Source organism: Rhizobium quercicola, from assembly GCF_021168455.1.
GTDB lineage: Bacteria > Pseudomonadota > Alphaproteobacteria > Rhizobiales > Rhizobiaceae > Ferranicluibacter > Ferranicluibacter quercicola.
In genome coordinates this window covers 291,482-312,723 of the sequence record NZ_JAJOZR010000007.1, presented here as the reverse complement: position 1 = coordinate 312,723, position 21,242 = coordinate 291,482, and the positions used below count along the sequence as shown (strand labels likewise).

At 64.0% G+C, this 21,242-nt stretch carries 23 protein-coding genes; 9 read left to right on the top strand and 14 right to left on the bottom strand.

What is annotated here, in order from left to right; genetic code table 11:
- Positions 1-224: 224 nt before the first annotated feature.
- The 4 genes from LRX75_RS13120 to LRX75_RS13105 all read right to left on the bottom strand — a co-directional run bounded on the left by LRX75_RS13120 (position 225) and on the right by LRX75_RS13105 (position 1,876).
- A complete protein-coding gene (locus LRX75_RS13120) occupies positions 225-911 on the bottom strand; it encodes a TerC family protein (RefSeq protein ID WP_231815007.1) in 687 nt (228 codons plus the stop codon).
- 187 nt (positions 912-1,098) lie between these two features.
- Entirely contained in the window at positions 1,099-1,269 is a 171-nt protein-coding gene (locus LRX75_RS13115) for a hypothetical protein (protein WP_231815005.1), read from the bottom strand.
- 86 nt (positions 1,270-1,355) lie between these two features.
- Complete coding sequence (locus LRX75_RS13110) at positions 1,356-1,538, bottom strand: hypothetical protein (RefSeq protein ID WP_092984196.1); 183 nt, start codon at positions 1,536-1,538, stop codon at positions 1,356-1,358.
- A gap of 161 nt (positions 1,539-1,699) precedes the next feature.
- Complete coding sequence (locus LRX75_RS13105; protein ID WP_231815003.1) at positions 1,700-1,876, bottom strand: hypothetical protein; 177 nt, start codon at positions 1,874-1,876, stop codon at positions 1,700-1,702.
- A gap of 677 nt (positions 1,877-2,553) precedes the next feature.
- Between LRX75_RS13105 and LRX75_RS13100 the strand changes: the two genes are divergently transcribed.
- Both LRX75_RS13100 and LRX75_RS13095 read left to right on the top strand, forming a co-directional pair.
- A complete protein-coding gene (locus LRX75_RS13100) occupies positions 2,554-2,718 on the top strand; it encodes a hypothetical protein (protein WP_231815001.1) in 165 nt (54 codons plus the stop codon).
- A gap of 14 nt (positions 2,719-2,732) precedes the next feature.
- On the top strand, positions 2,733-2,969 hold the full coding sequence (locus LRX75_RS13095; RefSeq protein WP_231814999.1) for a DUF6894 family protein: 237 nt from the start codon (positions 2,733-2,735) through the stop codon (positions 2,967-2,969).
- A gap of 13 nt (positions 2,970-2,982) precedes the next feature.
- Here LRX75_RS13095 and LRX75_RS13090 read toward each other — a convergent pair whose 3' ends face one another.
- From LRX75_RS13090 to LRX75_RS13070, 5 genes are all read right to left on the bottom strand, one after another.
- Positions 2,983-5,016 carry an acyltransferase family protein gene (locus LRX75_RS13090; RefSeq protein ID WP_231814997.1) on the bottom strand — a complete coding sequence of 678 codons (2,034 nt, stop codon included), beginning with the start codon at positions 5,014-5,016 and terminating at the stop codon, positions 2,983-2,985.
- A 169-nt stretch (positions 5,017-5,185) separates the two neighbouring features.
- Entirely contained in the window at positions 5,186-6,223 is a 1,038-nt protein-coding gene (locus LRX75_RS13085) for a sulfate/molybdate ABC transporter ATP-binding protein (protein WP_231814995.1), read from the bottom strand.
- A 17-nt stretch (positions 6,224-6,240) separates the two neighbouring features.
- On the bottom strand, positions 6,241-7,128 hold the full coding sequence (gene cysW, locus LRX75_RS13080; protein ID WP_113148888.1) for a sulfate ABC transporter permease subunit CysW: 888 nt from the start codon (positions 7,126-7,128) through the stop codon (positions 6,241-6,243).
- A complete protein-coding gene (gene cysT / locus LRX75_RS13075; RefSeq protein ID WP_231814994.1) occupies positions 7,118-7,975 on the bottom strand; it encodes a sulfate ABC transporter permease subunit CysT in 858 nt (285 codons plus the stop codon). The genes cysW and cysT overlap by 11 nt, the downstream gene beginning before the upstream one ends.
- Positions 7,976-7,981: 6 nt before the next feature.
- Entirely contained in the window at positions 7,982-8,938 is a 957-nt protein-coding gene (locus LRX75_RS13070) for a sulfate ABC transporter substrate-binding protein (RefSeq protein ID WP_420851198.1), read from the bottom strand.
- 239 nt (positions 8,939-9,177) lie between these two features.
- On the opposite strand from LRX75_RS13070, the gene LRX75_RS13065 reads away from it, so the two are divergent.
- The 4 genes from LRX75_RS13065 (at position 9,178) to LRX75_RS13050 (ending at position 15,411) form a co-directional block, all read left to right on the top strand.
- Positions 9,178-9,732 carry a DUF924 family protein gene (locus LRX75_RS13065; protein WP_231814990.1) on the top strand — a complete coding sequence of 185 codons (555 nt, stop codon included), beginning with the start codon at positions 9,178-9,180 and terminating at the stop codon, positions 9,730-9,732.
- 185 nt (positions 9,733-9,917) lie between these two features.
- A complete protein-coding gene (locus LRX75_RS13060) occupies positions 9,918-12,785 on the top strand; it encodes a mechanosensitive ion channel domain-containing protein (protein WP_231814988.1) in 2,868 nt (955 codons plus the stop codon).
- Between the two features lie 172 nt (positions 12,786-12,957).
- Positions 12,958-13,791 (top strand): response regulator, encoded by an 834-nt coding sequence (locus LRX75_RS13055; RefSeq protein ID WP_113148883.1) that lies wholly within the window; start codon positions 12,958-12,960, stop codon positions 13,789-13,791.
- Positions 13,792-14,091: 300 nt separating this feature from the next.
- The gene (locus LRX75_RS13050) at positions 14,092-15,411 is read left to right on the top strand and encodes a sensor domain-containing diguanylate cyclase (RefSeq protein WP_231814986.1); all 1,320 of its coding nucleotides are present in this window, start codon (positions 14,092-14,094) and stop codon (positions 15,409-15,411) included.
- Between the two features lie 165 nt (positions 15,412-15,576).
- On the opposite strand, the gene LRX75_RS13045 is transcribed toward LRX75_RS13050, so the two are convergent.
- From LRX75_RS13045 to LRX75_RS13035, 3 genes are all read right to left on the bottom strand, one after another.
- Positions 15,577-16,584 (bottom strand): GlxA family transcriptional regulator, encoded by a 1,008-nt coding sequence (locus tag LRX75_RS13045; protein ID WP_092985486.1) that lies wholly within the window; start codon positions 16,582-16,584, stop codon positions 15,577-15,579.
- Positions 16,585-16,999: 415 nt separating this feature from the next.
- Positions 17,000-17,206 carry a hypothetical protein gene (locus LRX75_RS13040; protein ID WP_113148882.1) on the bottom strand — a complete coding sequence of 69 codons (207 nt, stop codon included), beginning with the start codon at positions 17,204-17,206 and terminating at the stop codon, positions 17,000-17,002.
- A 102-nt stretch (positions 17,207-17,308) separates the two neighbouring features.
- Positions 17,309-17,530, bottom strand: a complete 222-nt coding sequence (locus LRX75_RS13035) for a hypothetical protein (protein WP_231814984.1) — start codon at positions 17,528-17,530, stop codon at positions 17,309-17,311.
- A 106-nt stretch (positions 17,531-17,636) separates the two neighbouring features.
- Between LRX75_RS13035 and LRX75_RS13030 the strand changes: the two genes are divergently transcribed.
- Entirely contained in the window at positions 17,637-18,521 is an 885-nt protein-coding gene (locus tag LRX75_RS13030; protein ID WP_231814982.1) for a LysR family transcriptional regulator, read from the top strand.
- A 3-nt stretch (positions 18,522-18,524) separates the two neighbouring features.
- Here the strand turns inward: LRX75_RS13030 and LRX75_RS13025 are convergent, their stop codons facing one another.
- A complete protein-coding gene (locus tag LRX75_RS13025; protein ID WP_420851195.1) occupies positions 18,525-19,619 on the bottom strand; it encodes a DNA topoisomerase IB in 1,095 nt (364 codons plus the stop codon).
- A gap of 178 nt (positions 19,620-19,797) precedes the next feature.
- Between LRX75_RS13025 and LRX75_RS13020 the strand changes: the two genes are divergently transcribed.
- Both LRX75_RS13020 and LRX75_RS13015 read left to right on the top strand, forming a co-directional pair.
- The gene (locus tag LRX75_RS13020; protein WP_113148879.1) at positions 19,798-19,956 is read left to right on the top strand and encodes an entericidin domain-containing protein; all 159 of its coding nucleotides are present in this window, start codon (positions 19,798-19,800) and stop codon (positions 19,954-19,956) included.
- Between the two features lie 92 nt (positions 19,957-20,048).
- The gene (locus tag LRX75_RS13015) at positions 20,049-20,834 is read left to right on the top strand and encodes a phosphodiester glycosidase family protein (protein WP_420851197.1); all 786 of its coding nucleotides are present in this window, start codon (positions 20,049-20,051) and stop codon (positions 20,832-20,834) included.
- Here LRX75_RS13015 and LRX75_RS13010 read toward each other — a convergent pair.
- On the bottom strand, positions 20,831-21,205 hold the full coding sequence (locus tag LRX75_RS13010; RefSeq protein WP_231814978.1) for a hypothetical protein: 375 nt from the start codon (positions 21,203-21,205) through the stop codon (positions 20,831-20,833). The two genes, LRX75_RS13015 and LRX75_RS13010, sit on opposite strands and share 4 nt — an antisense overlap.
- Between the last annotated feature and the right edge of the window lie 37 nt (positions 21,206-21,242).

The following is a 21,242-nucleotide window of genomic DNA, read 5'->3' as shown; positions in this document are numbered from 1 at the left end:
TAGATGGTTATCGTCCATTATAACCTCCGGTCTTCGATCACTTCGTGATCCAAGCCCGGTGGTTTCTTTCATACCGCGTAGAACTCTTCCAATCCTCCGCCATAGGCGGAGGTTTTCTTTTGTTAAAAAAAAGCCCTTCCGCCGATGTCGGCGAAAGGGCTTCTCTGTTTTCGCGGCGCGACGGTCGTCCGCACGGAAGGTGCGGTCCGACGCTCTGCGGCCTGTTACGGCGCCGGTGTTGCCGCCGGCGGCGTGACCGGCGTGGTCGTCACGGCTGGCGTCGTGGCGGCGCTGCCGTCGATATAGGGCAGGATCTCCATGCCGCCGTGGTAGAGCATGCTCAGCGCCACGTAGAAGATGACGGCGAGGCCGACATAGGCGATCCAGCGATGCTTGTGCAGCAGGTTGGCGATGAAGCTGGCAGCCAGGCCCATCAGCGCGATCGAAACGATCAGCCCAATGACGAGCACGGTGGGATGGTCCTGCGCGGCACCGGCGACCGCGAGCACGTTGTCGAGCGACATGGACACGTCGGCGATGACGATCTGGGTCGCGGCCTGCAGGAAGGTCTTGCGCACGCGGGTCTCGTCTGCGGCATCGCCTGTTTCATGCGCCGCATTCTGGTCTGCCTGGCGCAGTTCGCTCCACATCTTCCAGCAGACCCAAAGCAGCAGCAGGCCGCCAACGAACTGCAGACCGACGATCGCCAGAAGCTGAACGGTGATGGCGGCAAAGGCGATGCGCAGCACGGTCGCGGCGATGATGCCGACGAGAATCGCCTTTCGGCGCTGGTCGGCCGGAAGGCCCGCGGCGGCAAGGCCGATGACGATGGCGTTATCGCCGGCCAGCACCAGATCGATGGCGATGACCTGCAGAAATGCAGCCAGCCCGGCTGCGGTGAAAATTTCCATATCCGATACGTCTCCCTCGTGCCGTTCGCTTCGAATGACAATTGCGTGTCTTGTCCGCTAAAGCCATTCAATCGGGTAAGGCAAGGAGAAATCGAAGAATCCAGCATCCTCTCTGTGATCGTCAGCGCGGGATGTCACAAATTGGCATTTCCGCTACAGATCGACGCGCCTTAGCGATCCACAGTCCCTAGCGCCGCATCGGCTCGGTGGAAATGTTCTCGCGCTGCGTCACGTCGTAGAGCGCCGGTTCGATCCGGCTCGTTTCGACATTGGGAAGGTAGTAGAAGTGGACGAAGCCCAAGGCGAGGAGGCCGCCAATGACGTTCATCGCGGCGAAGATCAGAATTTCGGAGTCCATTTTGCGTCTCTCGTGAGAACGCCCCGGTTTCGCTGTGGCGGGACGACCCTTTTGCCCAAGGGCCGCCCGACCGGTTTCACATGGTGTTACAATGCGGGAACGCGGCGCTTCGCCGCCATCAGCAGGTCCAGTTCCGTCATGGACGGGCCGAAGCGCTCGTAAAGCCGCTTCGCCTCGTCGGTCTCCAGACCATAGCGCGACTGGAACTCCTCCAGCGTGCAGGCTTCCCCACGCACCGTCTTTCCTCGTATGCCCTTCAGATCCGTCATGTCACCCGCTCCCTTGCACGTCTCAACTGCAATCGCGCAGGTGAACGCCCCGATTCCGGCGAAGTTCCCTCCAAGCCGCGCAATTCGGCGCCCGGCTGAACCGTGGCGGTGCCAGCGCTCGAAACGGGCCGGGGGAGGCGACCCTGCGCGCCGGTCGACGTTTACGTCGGGCGATTGCCCTCGAGTGCTTTCAATGCCGCCATGCCCGCCGCCTGCGCCTGAAGCTCGGATGCGAACCGGCCGGTAGCGGGGTGGGTGACGCCGCGAAAGATCAGCGTGAAGCTCCATTTTCCGTCCCGCTGCCGGGCAACGGTCACGCTCGAGTTTGCTTGTTTCATCGTCGTTTCTCTCCCGCTTGCGGCCTGGCCATCGGTCGTGGCGCTGCCGTCTCTCTGCCGATGGTTCTCCCTTAATCCATCTCGATGGCAGCGGAAATCGCTTTCGCGTTCGAGGCTCGGACACTACGCTGTCTTCGCATGTGCAAAACGCATAGCTGCGATGCAATAATTCTGCTCGCATGAACCGAGCAAAATTGTATGATGAACCTATCGAAGCGATGCACCTCCTCCCGCAAAGCTTCGACGTCCTTGACGATCCTCTCCTCCTCCCAGGATCGTCGATGGTGGTTGCAGCTTATCCTCCTCCCAAGCTGCCAACCGGAATTGAGAGCCTGCTGCACCTCCTCCCGCAGCAGGCTCTTTTCGTTTTGGGTCCTGTCCGTTTGCAGAGGCGGGACAGCGCGGCCTTGCTGTGCGGCAGGGTGGGGCGCTCAAGGCGAACGGGACCGTTCACCCCCTCCCGACGGTTCGAACCGGAAACACACCCGTTCTTTCATCATCGTGCCTTGATGTTAGAGGAACATCAAAGAGTAGCATGCGTTTCCGCTGGTGGTTCTACAACATGGCGGACGTCTCGTTCTGCGCCGGGGCAGGTGGCTTTGTTTCCGCGGGAACGGGCGGCCCCTTGTGAAGATCGCAGGCCTCTGGTCCGCAGAGCGATTGTCGAGGAGAGCGTCGTGCCGGTTCGTTATATCATGCTCGGGGTCGTGGGCTTCGTGATTGCGGCGATCCTCAGCGTCGTCGTCGTCCAGCGTCTCGAAGGAAAATCTGGAAACCAGTCCATCACCCCGCCGGATCCGCTCGTCGTCGCGCCGGAGAAGGCCTCCGAGCAGAGCCCTTGATGAAGGCGGTCGTGATGCCTCTCTTCTATTTCAATCTGATCGACCATGAAGGCTTCTCGCGGGGCGAGGAGGCCTATGCATTTACGGATGTCGCCGCAGCGCTTGCCGAGGCCGAGATCGTGCTTGCCGAAATGGCGCTCGACGGTCTTCCCCGGGAGCCGGACAGCCGCATCGAGGTCGAGGTGCTCGATGGTGACAGGGTTTTGGTTGCAAAAGTGAGCCTCGAACTGCGGCGGCAGGTCTTCACCTGACGCCGTTCGCCGCTCAAGGCCGCGTGGAGGCCGACGCCGTCAGGCGGCGGACCGCGTCGATCATCGCCGGCATCAGCAGGGCGGCCCCAGCATTCGATAGGTGGTCGTCGTCAAAGTAAAAAATCTCGTCCGTCGAAAGGCTGTTGATGCAGCGGCCGGGAACGAAGCTGTCGCAGAAGATAGCGGCCGGTTTGATCTTGGCCAGACGGGGATGGTCGAGCGCGTCGAACGCCGCGATCACGGCGGCATTGCGGGTGCGGTAGCGATCCGATGACGTTCCCAGCGGCTCCACATTCGTTGATGTCATCGCCGCGCGGGCCAAGAGGTCCGGTACGTTCCATCCGGCTTCCGGTATCGGATAGACGAGCACGACGTTGACGCCGCGATCGAGATAGGCATGAATATCGGCGATGAACGCGGCGAGCACGCGCGCCTTTCGGGCCGGGTCGGTCTCGCTGCCCATGTCGTCGCGACGGTCGTAGAGGTCGGCATAGGTCGGCTTGAGGGCCTCGATGCCGCCCTCGCCATTGTCGAAGGCATTGCCATCGAGATAGAGCGACCAGCGGCTGACCATGATGACCGTCTTGATGCCACTCCGGGCGATGTAGTCCTCTACACCTTCGAAGAAGCGGTTGCAGCGGAGGTGGTATTTGGCATTCGACACGACGAAGCCGGAAAAGCCGGCGCAGGACGAGTGGGAGAGGGCGTAAAGGTTTAGCCCGGCGCCTGCAAAAGCCCGCAGAGCCTCGCCGGTGATGGCGCCGGCATGGGAATCGCCGATCAGGATCGTGTCGCTCCGGTCCGTGTCCGGCGTCATGCAGGCGCGCACCGGATGGGGCAGTGCGGCCTCGCCCTTATCTAACAGACAGGTCGCCATTGCCGGATCCGGATGCGCCTGCACCCGAAGGGCGGCAAGCGCTGCGGGCGGGAGGCGGAAGGACAGACCGTCGTCCAGCCGTCCCGCTGCTCCGATCGCCATCATGACAACGGCGACCGCGCCGGTCGCGGCGAGAATGCGGGGCCCGCTGGCGAGCGCCGGGATGCGCCCGGTGCGGAACGGCGTTTCGACGAAGCGCCAGGAGAGGATGGCGAGGAGGACGGCGGCAAGGGTGAGGAGCGCCATCAGGAGCGGTGTCGGCTCCGTCAGGCTGCGGATGCGGGCGAAGGCGAACAGCGGCTGGTGCCAGAGATAGAGACTGTAGCTGATCAGGCCGATACCGGTCATAAGCCGCAGGGACAGGAGCCGGTGCACCAGCGTGCCGGGGCCGGCAAACAGGATGATCAGCGCCGTGCCGCCAACCGGCGCCAGTGCCCAGGCCGAGGGAAACGGTGTGCCGTCGTCATAGAGGAAGACACCGGCAAGGATGGCGGCAAGGCCGATGAGCGAGAGGACGCCGTTGCCGGGCTGCTCGCGCTTGAGAAGGATCAGTGCGCAGAGCGAGCCGGCCAGCAGTTCCCAGGCGCGGGTATGGGGGAGGTAGAAAGCGGCATTCGGGAAGGCGACGGCGCCGTAGACGGCGAGCGCGAAGCTTACCAGAGCCGCCAGAAGAACAGCTGTGAAGCGGAGGCGGGCGCCGTAGCGGTGGAGCGCCATGAGCACGATCGGGAAGACGACGTAATATTGCTCCTCGACTGCGAGGCTCCAGGTGTGCAGCAGCGGCTGCTTTTCGGCGGCGGCGGCGAAATATCCGCTTTCCTGCCAGAAGAGGACGTTCGAGAGGAACAGGCAAACGGCGATGATGCTCTCGCCGAAGCTCTTCATCTGCGCCGGCAGCATCCAGGCCCAGGCAAAGGGCAGGCAGCAGAGGATGACGGTGAAGAGCACGGGCATGATACGCCGCGCCCGCCGCTCGTAGAAACCGAGAATGGTGAAGGTGCCCTTGTCCTGCGCGGCGGCGATGATCGTGGTGATCAGATATCCGCTGATGACGAAGAACACGTCGACGCCGACATAACCGCCGGAGAACCAGCCGACGCCCGCATGGAAGAGAATGACCGGGACGACGGCCACGGCCCGGAGGCCATCGATTTCTGGTCGGTGCTGCATGGGGTCTTCGCGTCAGGGGGGCGGGCGGGTGCGGAGAACGAAAAAGACGGCGGAGTGAACCGCCGCCTAAAGGAATAGTTCACCGCCGCCGTTGTTCAAGACGCTCATGAAGCAGCGCCTGGGCAATCTCCGCAGGTGTGGCCGCCGCGCACGGCCCGGCCGAGGGCGTTCAGGACCGGAACAGCCGCCAGCGATTGGGGCGGAAGGCGATGCGCGTGCCCGGCGTGGCTGCGACATCGGAGGGCAGCTCGATCTCGATGCGCCGCGTGCTGCCGGCAATATCGAGTTCGACATGCCGCGTGCCGGCAACGCGCCGGCTGAGCGTGACGACGCCGGCAAGACAGCCGCCGCAGCCGTCGAGCAGATCGATATCGTGCGGTCGGAAATAGAGTTCGGCCGGTCCCTCGGGCCCGCCCGGCGCGCTGACGCCGATCGAGCGATCCTCCAGCCACAGCTGTCCGTTCTCGACCCGCACCGGCAGGGTGTTGGACTGTCCGATGAAGCCGAAGACGAAGGGGGAGTTCGGCGTGTCGTAGATCTCGTCCGGCGTTCCCACCTGCTCGATCCGGCCCTTGCTCATCACCACGACGCGATCCGCGAGTTCCAGCGCCTCGTCCTGATCGTGCGTCACGAAGACGGTGGTGTGGCCCGTGCGGTCGTGGATCTCGCGCAGCCAGCGGCGCAGCTCCTTGCGCACCTGCGCGTCGAGCGCGCCGAAGGGTTCGTCGAGCAGCAGCACGTTCGGCTCCACCGCCATGGCTCGGGCAAGCGCGACGCGCTGGCGCTGGCCGCCGGACAGCTGTGCGGGATAGCGCTTCTCCAGCCCGCCGAGCTGCACCAGATCGATGAGATCTTCGGCGCGCTTGCGGATGTCGGCCGCCGCCGGGCGGCGGGACGAGGGGCGCACCTTCAGGCCGAAGGCGACATTGTCGATCACCGTCATGTGCCGGAAGAGGGCATAATGCTGGAACACGAAACCGATATTGCGCTGCTGCACGGTCTTCTTCGAGGCATCGTCGTCGCCGAAAAAGATCGTGCCGTCTGTCGGGCTTTCCAGCCCCGCGATCAGCCGCAGAAGCGTCGTCTTGCCGGAGCCCGAGGGCCCGAGAAGGGCGATGAGCTCGCCGGAGCGGATGTCGAGCGAAACCTTGTCGAGGGCCGGGAACCGGCCGAAGTCCTTGCGGATGTCCTGTACGCGTACTTCCATGAAACCGTATACCTTTTTCAGTGCTTGCGTGCGGCGGCGATCTGCGCACTGAATTTGAATTCGAGCAGCGACTTGATGACGAGCGTGACCAGCGCCAGCAGGGCGAGCAGCGTGGCGACGGCAAAGGCGCCGATGAAATTATATTCGTTGTAAAGGATCTCGACCTGCAGCGGCATCGTGTTGGTCATCCCTCGGATATGGCCCGAGACGACCGACACGGCGCCGAACTCGCCCATGGCCCGCGCATTGCAGAGCAGCACGCCGTAGAGCAGGCCCCATTTAATGTTGGGCAGCGTGACGTACCAGAAGGTCTGCCAGCCGCTGGCGCCGAGCGACAGTGCCGCCTCCTCGTCGCTCGTGCCCTGCTCCTGCATCAGCGGGATCAGCTCGCGGGCGACGAAGGGGAAGGTGACGAAGACCGTGGCGAGCACGATGCCCGGCACGGCGAAGAGCACCTTGATGCCATGGCTGCCGAGCCAGGGGCCGAGCAGGCTGTGCGACCCGAACAGCAGCACGAAGACGAGGCCGGAAATGACCGGCGACACCGAGAAGGGCAGGTCGATCAACGTGGTCAGGAACGCCTTGCCCTTGAACTCGAATTTGGCGATGGCCCAGGCGGCGGCGATGCCGAAGACGAGATTGAGCGGCACGGCGATGGCCGCGACCAGCAGCGTCAGCCGGATGGCCGCCCATGTTTCCGGATCGGCGATCGCCTCGAAGAAGGCACCCGGCCCCTTGCGCAGGGCCTCCGTAAACACGATGGCGAGCGGCAGCACGAGAAACAGGCCGACGAAGGCGAGCGACAGGGCGATCAGGCCATAACGGGCAAGGCGGCTTTCCGAGGTTGCCGACCGCACCATTTCGGAGGTGCCACCGGCTGCGGGAGCGACGGCATCATGCGCCATAACCATACCTCCGCCGGCTCCAGGCCTGAATGGAATTGATGACGAGCAGCATGACGAAGGAGATGATCAGCATGACGGCGGCGATCGCGGTTGCGGCGGGATAGTTGAACTCCTCCAGCCGGATGACGATGAGCAAGGGCGCGATCTCCGAGACGTAGGGCAGGTTGCCGGCGATGAAGATGACCGAGCCGTATTCGCCGACACCGCGGGCGAACGCCAGCGCGAAGCCGGTCAGCACGGCCGGCGCGAGGCCCGGCAGCAGGACCCGGCTGACGGTCTGGAAGCGGGTCGCCCCCAGGGTTGCCGCGGCTTCCTCGACCTCGCGGTCGATCTCTTCCATGATCGGCTGCACCGTGCGCACCACGAAGGGCAGGCCGACGAAGATCAGCGCGAAAACGATGCCGAGCGGCGTGAAGGCGACCTTGATGCCGAGCGGCGTCAAGAGGCTGCCGATCCATCCATTCGGCGCATAGAGCGTGGTGAGCGCGATACCGGCGACGGCCGTCGGCAGGGCGAAGGGCAGGTCCACCATGGCATCGATGACACGCCGGCCGAAGAAGCGGTAGCGCACCAGCACCCAGGCCAGGAGCACGCCGAAGACCACATTTGCCAAGGCCGCGACGAAGGCGGTGCCGAAACTGATCTTCAGCGCGTTCAGCGTCCGCTGGTCGGTCGCCAGCGTCCAGAACGTGCTCCAGCCGAGCGCGCTCGATCGCCAGGCGAGGCCCGAAAGCGGAATGAGAATGATGAGAACGAGCCATGACAAAGTGACGCCGAGCGCCAACCCGAATCCCGGGATGACGCTCGGCTGTCGAAATTGCCACCGCTGAGGGAGGCTTATGGTCATGTAATCTTATTGCCCCGGCTTGTAGATCTGGTCGAAGACGCCCCCGTCTCCGAAATATTTCGGCTGAGCTTCCTTCCAACCACCGAATTCGTCAATGGTCGAGAGCTTCACGTCGGCAAAACGCTTGATATCGTTCGGATCGGCCGCTTCCGGCTTGAACGGACGATAATAGTGCTTGGCGGCGATCTTCTGCCCGACATCCGAGTAGAGGTACTGGAGGTAGGCCTCGGCCACCTTGCGGGTGCCCTTCGTGTCCACATTGCCATCGACCAGCGCCACCGGCGGCTCGGCCTTGATGGAGACGGACGGCGTGACGATGTCGAAGCTGTCGGGGCCCAGTTCCTCGAGCGAGAGATAGGCCTCGTTCTCCCAGGCGATCAGCACGTCGCCGAGGCCGCGCTGCACGAAGGTCGTCGTCGCGCCGCGGGCGCCGGTGTCGAGAACCGGGACGTGCTTGAAGAGCTGGCTGACATAATCCTGCGCCTTGGCGTCGTCGCCGCCATTGGCGGCCCGTGCCCAGGCCCAGGCGGCCAGGAAGTTCCAGCGAGCACCGCCCGAGGTCTTCGGGTTCGGCGTGATGACTTGGATGTCGTCCTTCACCAGATCGCCCCAGTCCTTGATGCCTTTCGGATTTCCCTTGCGGACGAGGAAGACGATCGTGGAGGTGTAGGGTGCGCTGTTGTTCTCGAACTTCGTCTTCCAGTCGGCGGGGATCTTGCCGCTTTCCTTGGCGATGGCGTCGATGTCGGCTTCAAGCGCGAGCGTCACCACGTCGGCCTCGAGGCCGTCGATGACGGAGCGTGCCTGCTTGCCGGAGCCGCCATGAGAGGTCTGGATCGTCAGCGTTTCCCCGGTGTCGGTCTTCCACTTCTCGGCGAAGGCGGCGTTGAAGTCCTTGTAGAGTTCGCGCGTCGGGTCGTAGGAGACATTCAGGATCGTCTGATCGGCAAAGGCGAACCCCATACCCCCGACCTGAATGCTGGTGGCCAGCAGGGCCACCGTGAAAAAGCGGGATAGTCCCTTTGCGTTCATTGATCTCGACCTCCGTGTTGTCGGACGTACTCTAGCGGGTCTGTCGAATAGGATAACGAAGAAGTTTGCGATTGCGACGCCCTTTGGAGAAAAGTCCTGCCGTCAGGTCTCCCGCTCGCGCAAGATTGATGCAACAAGGCTTTTCCATGTCCGGAAGAGAGGGGATATCCATGACCGAAACGCTGTGCACACCGCAGGAGGTCGTCTCGTTCTGGTTCGAGGATATCGATCCGGAACAGTGGTACAAGGCGCACCCGGCGCTGGATGCGGAATGCGACCGGCGTTTCCGCGCCACGCATCTGGCATTGTCGCGCGATGTGGGTCCGGTCTGGCGGGAGACACCGGAGGCGCGGCTCGCGACCCTCATCCTGTTCGACCAGATGTCGCGCAACATCTATCGCGGGTCGCCGCTCGCGTTTGCCACGGACGGGCTTGCGCGGCGCGAAGCGCGGCTGGCGCTGGAGGCCGGGGCCGACCAGGCGGTCGCGCCGGTGCAGCGCGCGTTCTTCTACCTGCCGTTCGAGCATTCCGAGGCCATGTCGGACCAGGATCTCGCCGTACAGCTCTTCACGGCGCTGGGCGATCCGGTGCTGCTCGATTTCGCCGTGCGCCACCGCGAAATCGTCGCCCGGTTCGGCCGGTTTCCGCATCGCAACGCCATTCTCGGGCGCGTGCCAAGCCCGCAAGAAGAAGCCTTCCTGCTGCAGCCGGGATCGCGCTTCTGACCTCTCACCGGGGAAGCCTGCGGCAGAAAGCCCAAAATTCGCCATACCCAACCGCCAACCGGTGCGCGACCGGCGTTGTCATGCCGCATGATTCTCTCGGCTGCGTGCCGCGTTCTTTCTTCCAGTACCTTTCGGCCTTGTCCGTTGGGACGACAGACCCAACCGTGAAAGCGTGTTCCCCAGCGATGCTTCGTTTACTCGCCATTCTGCTCATCCTCGTGTCCAGCCTGTCGCCGGTCGTCGCGCAGCAGCCGGCCCCCACCCCGCCGGCCGCGCCGGCTCAAACTGCCCAGCCGCCGGCAAGCGCCGCGCCGGCTACGCCCGCCACCCCGGCGGCGAGCGTCGGACGGCAGAATGCCGGTGATGGCGGGCCGGTGCGGGACAGGCCGGACGATGCGCAGGCCGATGCGGCGCAGCAGCTTGATGCCGCGCGCAAGCGGCTCGATGCGCTGTCCGCGCAGGTCGAGACGGCCGATGCCGCGGAGACCGCGCGCTCGACCCAGGCCAACAATTCGAACGCAGCCGACAACCGTCTTGCCGAAATCAAGGCGCAGGTGGACGACCTGTCGCAGCAGGTCGGCGGCCAGATGGATGCGGCCCGCACGCGCATCGAGCAGATCAAGGCGCGACTGACCGAACTCGGCGATCCGCCATCGGCCGGTGCCGAGCCCGAAGCCTCCGTCGTGACCGAGGAGCGCGCCCGCCTGATCGCCGAGCGCAACGCGCTGAACGCCGTGACCGGCACGGCCGAAACGCTTGTCGCAGATGCCAACGCGCTCTCCACCGCGATCACCGAGAAGCGTCGGGTTCTGTTTTCCAGCACGCTCCTGCGGCACACGGACATCAATATCGACATGCTTGTCGATGCCGGCCACGCGCTCGTGGTCGAGGCGCAGGCCTTCTCCCGCAATATCGGCAGCTGGCTGACCTTCGTCTTCACCTACAAGCGCGTGCCGCTGATGTCGGCGCTGTTCCTGTCGCTCTGCTCGGCACTGGTGCTTCTGGCCGGCACGCACCGGCTGTTCGCGCCGCTTCTGCGCCGCTCGGTGCGGGATCTGAACCCGACCTATATCGCCCGCCTGTCGCGGGCCTTCGGTTCCACGCTGGTGCCGACCATCGCATCCGCCACCTTCGCGACGACGGCCTTCTTCTTCCTGCAGTCGTTCAACGTGCTGAGGCCGGATATCGCGCCGATCGTGGTGACGTTCCTGGCGCTCTGCGTTGCCCTGCAGTTCGTCTGGACGATCTCGACGGCGGTGCTGGCGCCCGGCCAGGCCGTCTGGCGGCTGGTGCGGGTGTCGGATCGCGGCGCGCGGCTTCTGGTCGCCCTCATCATGGCGATGGCCTTCGCAAACCTGTTCGACTACCTGCTGGAGACGATCAGCGTCACGCTCGGCTCGCCTCTGGTGCTGACAGTCGCCAAAAGCCTGATCGCCTCCATCCTCATCGGCCTGCTGCTGATGGCGATCGCGCTCATCCGCCCGGTCATTCCGCAGGGCGAGCCGCTGGACGGGCAGGGGCGGCCGTGGCCGCGGGCCATCACCATCCTCCTGCTGCTGGCCGGTCTCGGGCTGATCACGGCGGCGCTCTCGGGCTATGTCGGACTGGCGCGCTTCATCGCCACGCAGATCGTCGTCACCGGCGCGATCTTCGTCACCATGTATATCGGCATTCTCACCGGCAAGGCGCTGGCCAAGCAGAACGCGCTCGCCAAGACCGTCGGCGGCCGCTACCTGTCGCACCGCTACCGGCTGGAGCCGATGGCGCTGGACCAGATCGGTCTTGCGGTCGGGCTCAGCATCTACCTCCTCGTCGCCATGTTCTTCGTGCCGCTGCTGCTGCTGCAGTGGGGCTTCAAGATCGCGGATATCGAGGCTTGGGCCTACCGGATCTTCACCGAGATCCGCATCGGCACGATCACCATCTCGCTCGTCGGCATCTTCGCCGGCATTCTGCTCTTCATTCTCGGCTTCGTTATCACCCGCTGGCTGCAGCGCTGGATCGACGGCAGCGTGTTGGCGCGCAGCCGGGTCGATCTCGGCGTGCGCAACTCGGTCAAGACGGGCATCGGCTATCTCGGTATGGGCATTGCCGGCCTGATCGGCATTTCCGCCGCGGGCCTCGATCTCTCGAGCCTCGCACTGGTCGCCGGCGCCCTGTCCCTCGGTGTCGGTTTCGGTCTCCAGAACATCGTCTCCAACTTCGTCTCCGGCCTCATCCTGCTCGTCGAGCGGCCGTTCAAGGTGGGAGACTGGGTCATCTCCGGAACGACGGAAGGCTTCGTCAAGCGCATCTCGGTGCGCGCGACCGAGATCGAGACCTTCCAGCGGCAGACGATCATGGTGCCGAACTCGCTGTTCATCAACGCCTCGGTAGGCAACTGGACCCACCGCAACAAGCTCGGACGCGTCGACATCACCTTTTCCGCGCACTCCTCCAACGATCCGCGCAAGGTGGTGGAATCGCTGCGGGCCGCGGTGACCGGCCTGCCGAACATCCTGCGCAATCCCGAGCCGATCATCGTCTTCCGTGGCTTCACCTCGGCCGAACTCGAATTCGAGGTGCGCGTGTTCCTCGCCGATATCCTGCAGGGCGTGTCCGTTCGCACGGATGTCCGCATGGCCGTCTTCGAGCGCTTCCAGACTGACGGCATTGCGCTCGGCGGTCCGGCCGCACCCGAAGTGCCGATCAAGATCTCGCCGGAGGATGCCGAAGTTCTCTCGGCCATCTTCCAGGGGACGCGCTCGGAATCGGCCAGAGGTTCCTCGCAGGTGCCGGGGGATGCCGGCGGTTACGTGCAGCAACCGGGCACCGAGCCGCCGGACAGCCGCAGCAGCGATGTTCCGGACTCCTCGGAAAACGATCGTCGCGATGCGCTGCGGGGCGAAGAGTTGCGCGCCGATGGCAGGCCCGGCCACGCCGCCGCGACATCGCCGGCGCCCGCTGTGCCGGCGCCAAAGCGCGACGCCGGCGAGGACAGGCCGGCGCCGGGGACGGACACGGACGGAGCGAAGAGCGGCTCCCGCAAGCGCCGGCCCGGCCGGCCGCGCTGATCGCCGTTCGGCATTTGGCAGGCTGATACCGTCGCCGGGGAAGACCGCATTAGCGTCCTTTGCCGGCGTCCCGCTCTCCTCCTGAAAAAGCCACCCTAGGTAGCGGCATTTTAACGACTGCGAAAACCTTTTTTGCTAATGTCTCTCTCAGTGTAGAAAAAGAGAGCGCGCAATGTCGTTTTTCGGTGTGTCGGGGATGTATTACTCCGGAGAGTCCCTGCAACAGCACCGTATCGTGCTCGCGGAAGATAGCAATCTCTTCGCGGCAATGGTGTCGAAACGTCTCAAGGAACTCCTCGATATCGATGTCATCGTCTGCAAGGACTATGACGAAGTCACTTTCGCCATCGAAAACGCTTCCTTCCCCGCAACGCTCGCGATCTCCAACATCAATCTTCCCGGTGCGGAAAACGGCGAGGCCCTGTCCTATCTGGTCGATATGAGCATTCCCACGATCGTGTTCACGGGCACGTTCCAGGAGAGCACGCGCGAGTCGATCCTGGCCAAGGAGATCGTCGACTACATCATCAAGGACAGTGTCTTTGCCGTCGATATGCTGGTGGAGTCCGTCTGCCGCTTCCTGACCAATCACCGGCACCACGTCATGATCGTGGACGACAGCCCGACGGCGCGCGCGCTTCTGACGACGCAGCTCAAGCGGTTCAATTTCCGCGTCAGCACCGCCGATTGCGGCGCGACCGCGCTCGAACTCCTCAAGCGCCATTCGGATATCGCTCTCGTCATCACCGACTACAACATGCCCGATATCGACGGCTTCGAGCTGACCCGGCGCATTCGCGGCGCCTATGGTCCGCATCAGCTGCGCATCATCGGCGTATCGTCCTCGACCAACCGCCTCCTCTCGGCGCGGTTCCTGAAGGCCGGCGGCAATGATTTCATCATGCGGCCCTTCGTGAACGAGGAGTTCTATTGCCGCGTCAACCAGAACCTGGATACGCTGACGAAGATCCGCACGCTCGGTTCGCAGATGGCGCTCAGCGCCTGATCCGACCGCGGCGACACTCCGGCTCGATCTCACCGACATGACGCTTGCGCGTCCGCGATCCGCACCCGTGCGTCTCTTTCCGCGCCCGGTGCCTTGCGCTGCGCCACGTCTTTTCTTGCGATCGTTCACTCTCTGCGGAAGCCTCTCGTCCCCTTTTTCGGGTCGCGTTAACGGAACACAAAACCCTTCGTGGTAAGTCATACGAAACATAGCAGATCCTGCCTGCGCAGCGTCGACGGCCGGGGTCTTTGGGGGGAGCAGAGCCGCAGCGCGGCCTCCTGCTCGAAAAGGGTGGGGACCTTGACGTTCAGCAAGCAAGAGCAGACCGGTGATGCCGCGCTGAAGCAGAGCGGCAGGCATCTTCTGCTGATCGAAGACTCCCGCGTCTTCTCGACGCTCATCCGTCACGAAATCCAGAACGGTCAGGCGATGACGGTCACGCACTGCGCCTCGCTCGGCGACGTGACGCGGGCACTGGAGTGCCAGAACTTCGACGTCGCCGTGCTCGACCTCAACCTTCCCGACGCGCCGAACTGCGAAGCGCTCGACCTCGTCCTCTCGCACGGCATTCCCGCCATCGTCTTCACCGGCAGCTTCAACGACAGCACGCGCGAGCGCGTCATGGCGCGCGGCGTGGTCGATTGCATCATCAAGAACGAACGCGACTCGGTGTCGTCGGTCGTTGCCGCCGTCAACCGCATGCTCAGCAATGCCGGCACGAATGTTCTGGTGGCGGACGACGATGCGGAGCGCCGGCTGGCGCTGGTGTCGGTCCTGCGCGAGCAGAGGTTCCAGGTGAGCGAGGCGGTGACGGGGCAGGACGTGCTCAGCGCCGTCATGGACGGGCGCGTCGATCTGATCGTCTCGGAATATGCGGCCAGCGACCTCTCCGCCCAGCAGCTTCTCGTCGGCCTGCGCTCCTACGAGTGCGAAACGACGGTGCCGATCATTGCCCTGGCGCCACAGTCGGCCCGGGGGCAGGCGGCGCGGTTTCTGAAAGGCGGCGGTGCCGACTTCGTCGAGCGGCCGTTCGATCGCGACGAGTTTGTCAGCCGCATCAACCGGTCGATCACCGTCCACCGGCGCATTGCCTCGCTGCAGCGGCTGGCCTCGCGCGACTACCTGACGGATCTTTACAACAGGCGCTTCTTCTTCCAGGAAGGCCCGCGCATCGTCGAGCAGTGCTTCCGCCGCAATGCCGGCGCCTCGATCGCCATTCTCGACATCGATCACTTCAAGCGGCTCAACGACACGTATGGCCACGAGGTCGGCGACCTCGTGCTCAAGGCGGTCGCCCGCACGCTGCGCAATTTCGTCGGCAACGATCACCTGCTCGCGCGTCTCGGCGGCGAGGAGTTCGGCGTCTTGTTCGACGGTCTCGATATCTCCGCCGCCAGCCATTACTGCGAACAATTGCGCGAGACGATCGCAAGGACGCAGGTCGTCACCGACGACGAGGACCTCTCCGTCACCGTGTCGATCGGCCTTGCGCCCATCGAGCAGCGCGAGGTGTTCGACAACTATCTCCACGCCGCCGACCAGTTCCTCTACATGGCCAAGCATGCCGGCCGGAACCGGATCGTCTCGGAACTCACGATGATCAACACGATGGCGTCCTGAGGCTGCCTGTCGTGTTTTTGCCGCATGTCCGGCGCCGAAGCGATCCCGCTCGGCTGGACATGATCAAGAGTGTGTCAGGTCCCCTCCGAACCAGCCAGACTCCCGATTGCCTCGTCATCGTGTGTCTCTTCGGGGCAACCCGATGTCGCTCATCCCCGACGAATTCTAGCGTGCCGCCTGGGCAAGCGTCACCTTGCGGTCGGCGCGCTCCTGCTGCGGCGAGCGGTTGTAGAGTTCGCGATAACACTTGGAGAAATGCGACGCGGAGACGAAGCCGCAGGCGACGGCGACCTCGACCACCGGCATGGCCGACTGGACGAGGAGATGGCGGGCGCGGTCGAGCCGGATCTCCAGATAGTAGCGCGCGGGCGAGCGACCCATCTCCTGCCGGAACAGCCGCTCGATCTGGCGGCGCGAGAGGCCGGCGCTGTCGGCCAGTTCGAGCAGCGACAGCGGTTCGGCGAGGTTACCCTCCATCAGCTCGATGATCGACAGGACCTTGGCATTCTGCACGCCGAGGCGGGCGCGCAGCGGCAGGCGCTGACGATCGTGCGGGCCGCGGACGCGGTCCGTCAGCGCCTGTTCGCAGACGCGATTGACGAGATTCTCGCCGAAATCCTGATCGATCAGGTTCAGCATCATGTCGAGCGAGGCGGTGCCGCCGGCGCAGGTGTAGATGTTGCTGTCGATCTCGTAGAGATCCGCAAAGACATCGACCTGCGGGAAGGCCTCGGCGAAGCCCGGCAGGTTTTCCCAGTGGATGGCGCAGCGCTTGCCCGTCAGCAGGCCGGCCGAAGCCAGCACATGGGCGCCCGTACAGAGGCTGCCGACGGCGACGCCGCGATTGTAGACCTCGCGCAGCCAGGCATTGACGGATTTGTTCTGAAAGTCCTCCACGAAGACGCCGGAACAGACCAGCACCATCGACGGCCGGCTCTCGCCGCCCAGATGCTTGCGCTCGTCGGCGACCGAGGAGTTGACCTCCAGCGCGATGCCGCTGGACGACACGACCTGCGCGCCATCCGTGGAAGCGAGCCGCCACGAATAGGCATCGTAGCCCAGCATCCGGTTGGCGATCCGCAACGTCTCGATGGCGGCGGAAAACGGCAGAAGCGAAAAATTGGGAACAAGGAAGAAGACCAGCGAGCGCTTGGCGGTGAGCGGCTTGTTCACGAGCGATATCTCCATGCAGGGCGGATGACCATTCGTCGCGTGGGCGCGGCCGACGAGCTTGCCTGAATGCGACACTGGCATGGACGGTCGCGACTGCCAAGAATTAAAATTTGCGACATGCTGCAACATGCCTGAAAAAGCATCTGCCGATGGTGCAAACGCCCAATTATGTTGCTTTGCAGCATGAGATGGGGATTTCGAAAACGACGATCAGGTTGTCCGCTGGTCTGCGACTGATCTGTTTGCGACGCTGGCCGATCGGGCAGGCCTGTCGGAAACAGGCGGGTCCGGCGTTATTTCTTGCAAGCGTGAACCGGACACGAAAAAGGGCGTCCTGCCGGTCGGCGGAACGCCCTTGTGTCATCACCGCGCCGGTGACACGGCGGGTCGTCTTTGGCCTCTTCGACAGTTGGGATCATCGTGCGGGCGTGTTCCGGCTGTCGGTGGTCGAGGGAAAGCCGATGTCCTTGAGCGTGTCGTAGGAGAGCGACGCCAGAGCGCGTTCGGCGCGCCGGTCCTGCCATGCCTTGACGATGCTGCGTGCAAGCGACGCGGCGCCGGCGAGCGAACGGGATCCGAGGGACGGGGTTGCGTGGGAACGGGAAAACGAGACGGTTGACATTGCACTGGTTCCTTTTGATGAGGGCTTCAAAAGGTCGCGACCATGAACCCATGATGTCGCAACCCGGTCTATCAATCCAACGAATAGAATTGATGCGTTTGTTCAGTATTCTTGATGGTCTCTGACGTCGGTCAGTCCGACGTCGCGGCGGACCACGGTGGGAAGAGTCTGCAATTGCCGGCGCGTCATCCGGCGCGTGGCCGCCAGCCTCTGCCGCCCGATGACCGCCCGCACCATGCTGACGATCGCGTCGAAGGGGCTGTGCGCCGCTGCCGTCGGCGCGGGCGTTGCCGATGTCTTGAAGGGGATGATGTTGCTGGTCATAGCTGGCACCTCCGTTGTGCGTGCCTTGACAATGCGCCTCGGTCGATGTTCAATCAAACGAAATGAACTCATGGTATCGTTCAGTTTTTCTGATGATGGATCCGACATGAACATGATGATGCGGCATGCGCTGCCGATGCTGGAAATCGACGTTCTCAAGACTTTCGTGGCCATTGCCGAGACCGGCAATTTCACGACGGCGGCCGAGGCCGTCTACCGCACGCCGTCGGCGGTCTCCATGCAGATCAAGAAGCTGGAGGAGCTGCTGGGCTGCGCCTTGTTCCTGCGCGATGCCCGCTCGGTGTCGCTGACGCCGAAGGGGGAGATCCTGCTCGGCTTTGCCCGGCGCATGCTGGCGCTCAACAACGAGGCGGTCACGCGTTTCCTGATGCCGGACATGCACGGCGTGGTGCGCCTCGGCGCGCCGGAGGATCTGGGCGAGCGCATCCTTCCCGATGTCCTCAAGCGGTTCGGAGAGACCTTTCCGAACGTCACCGTGGATGTCACCATCGGGCAGAGCAATGTCATGCGCAAACGCGTCGAGGAGCGGCGCATGGATATCGTCATCTACAACAGCTTTCCGAGCGAGACGTTGCGCGACGGCGAGATCCTCATGGAAGAGCGGCTCGTCTGGGCCGGCACGCGATGCGGCACCGCGCATCTGCGCGAGCCGCTGCCCGTGTCCATGTGGGAGGATGGCTGCGTCTGGCGCGCCGATGCCGTCGACAAGCTGAACAAGGCGGGACGGGCGCATCGTGTGGCCTTTCTCAGCGCCCATACGACGGGCCAGAAGGCAGCCATCCTGGCCGATCTCGCCATCGCGCCGCTGCCCCGCTATCTCGTGCAGGGCGATCTGGTGGAACTCGGGCCGGCGGACGGGCTGCCGGATCTCGGAACCTACAATATCGGCATTCAGATGATCGACGACGCCTCGGCGCCGGTGCTGGCGGTCGCCGAGCATGTGCGCGCGGCTTGCGTCGCCCTTGTCTGAGCGTCAGGCGCTGTCCGTCGTCTTCTTCAGCCAGCGCAGCACGCGGATCTCGTCGTCGTTCATCCAGCGCGTCATCGTCTCGCTGGTGCTCTTGCGCTGGGTGCGAAGGCTGCGCAGTTCGCCGTTCTCGAAATCCTCGAACACTTTGGGGTGGATATAGGAGCTGCGGCAGACGGCACGGGTGTTCACCAGCGCCGCCGCGATACCGTCCACCGCCTCGTTGATCTGGCGCTTGCGCTGCCGTTCGCTCGTCTCCGGCTCCACGGTCGACAGTGCCGTGGCCGCCATCTGCGTCGCGCCCCAGGTGCGGAACTGACGCGAGGAGAACTCGCCGCCCGTCGCCTCGCGGATATAGGCGTTGACGTCCTGCGAGCGGATCTGGTGACGCGCACCGTCCTCGTCGAGATACTGAAACAGGTTTTGGCCCGGCAGTTCCTGCAGCGAGCGGATGATGCGGGTGATGCGGCGGTCGTTGTGGCTAAGGCGCCATTCCTTGCCGGATTTCCCTTTGAACTGGAAGTGCACGCTCGATCCCGACACCTTGACGTGCCGGTTCTTCAGCGTCGTCAGGCCGTAAGAGCCGTTCTCCTCGGCGTAGACGGTGTTGCCGACGCGGATGAAAAGGTGATCGAGCAGCCAGACGATGGTGGCCAGCGCTTTTTCCATGCCCGGCGTGCGCATGCGCAGATCGTGATCGACGCGCTCGCGGATCTTTGGCAGGCGCGTGGCGAAGGCCGGCAGCAGCGCGAATTTAGCCTTGCCGCGCTCGGCATGCCAGTCGGGATGGTAGCGATATTGCTTGCGGCCGCGCGCATCTTTGCCGATCGCCTGCAGATGCGTCTGCGGATCGGGCGAGATCAGCACCTCGGTATAGGCGGGGGGAATGGCGAGTGCCGCGATGCGCTCGACCTCGCCCGGATCGGAAATGCGCTGGCCGTCGGGCCCGTAATAGAGAAAACCGTTCTTTCCCTGCTTCCGGGTTATGCCGTCTTCCAGTCGCGAGAGGTAGACAAGTTCCGGCGCGGGCGTATCGCCGGTCTCGCCGGCGTCGCGTTTCTTGCCGACCGAAGCGGCTATCGAGGCTGTGATCTGGTCCACGGCCATATGAACTTGATCGGCAGACGGAAGTTCCCGGACAAGCCTGCTGACGGCACGATTTTTCAAACGCCGGCCTAGCGAATTTTGTCACGAACATGTGAACCTTTTTGAGGCTTGGGCGTTATCCGGCCGAAGACAGCTGTCTTTCCTCAACTGTCGTTATTCAAGGACCCAAGCCATGACCGCAAAGACCATTGCCACCGTCGGCATCGTACTCGTTTCTCTCGTTTCGCTTTCCGCTTGCGGCAATACGATCCGCGGCATGGGCAAGGACACCGCCAACACCGTCAACGCCACGCAGGATGCAGGCCGCAGCGTCGAACGCGCCGCCAACTGATCCGAACCGTCTTTGAGAAAGCGCCGGCGACCGAAAGTCCGCCGGCGTTTTCGTGCCTGGCAACACGGCGCCCTTCGCCTATCTTGCCGTCCATGTTCGCAAAGCTTCTCCTGGCGCTGGTCCTGATGGTCTCTGTTTCTCCCGACGCCCGTGCTGCCTGCCGGATCGTACGGCATTTGGGCACCGACTACGCCGTCTGCGATGTCGATCCCGCGACCGCTGCACTCACGATCTTCCACGCCGGCGATGATGGCCGCCCCTATGGCGGCTTCACGGCGTTGAAGACGGATCTCCTCCGGGATCAGACGCGGCTCGATTTCGCCATGAACGGCGGAATGTACGAGAAGGACCTGTCTCCGGTCGGGCTGCTGGTCACCGACGGCGTCGAGCGCAAGCCGATCGCGACCGGCGAGGGCTGGGGCAATTTCTATCTGCTCCCGAACGGTGTCTTCGCCGTGTCGAACGGCAAGGCTGTCGTCCGGGAGACGGAGGCCTATCGCCGGTCCGTGGTGGCCACGCCGGATATCGCGACGCAATCCGGGCCGATGCTCGTCATCGACGGGGCGCTCCACCCTGCCTTCAAGCCGGAGAGCGACAGTCTGCAGATCCGCAACGGCGTGGGTGTCGACGAAAAGGGCCTCGTGCATTTCGCCGTCGCGCTCTCGCCGGTGCGATTTCACGATTTCGCGACGCTCTACCGCGACGCGCTCGGCTGCCCGAATGCGCTGTTTCTCGATGGGCACATTTCCGGTCTCTACGCGCCCGATCTCGGCCGCTTCGACGAGACCTATCCGATGGGGCCGATCATCGCCGTGACGACGCCCATGTGGCATGGCGCCGTTCGACCCGATCGCGCTCCCGAAGGCCCCGCTCGCTAAACCGATGCCTTCGGAAAGGCGCGTTCCAGTCCGCCCGACTTGGTCAGCCCGGTGCGGAAGGCCTGATAGGCCGCGTGCTGCGACGAGCGCGCGGCTTCCGTCAGGCGGATCTGCAGCCGGGCAGGGGCGGCATTGCCGAGCCAGACGCCGCGCTGTTCCAGCTTCAGCGTGTACAGGAAACGTGCGCCGGCGGCACGGTCGAGGAAGCGGTGCAGCCCGTCGATCAGCGCGTCGTCCTGGTGCGGATTGTCCATCATCAGTGACAGGAAGGCCGTGTCCGCCGTCTCGAAGCGCTCGATGACGTCGGCAACCGCATTGCGGTCCGTCGGCGTCGGCTGCTGCATCGGGCTGATCGTCGTGTGCGTGTTCATGGGGTCCCTCGCGCCGGTGTCTGCGTTATCGCGCCGT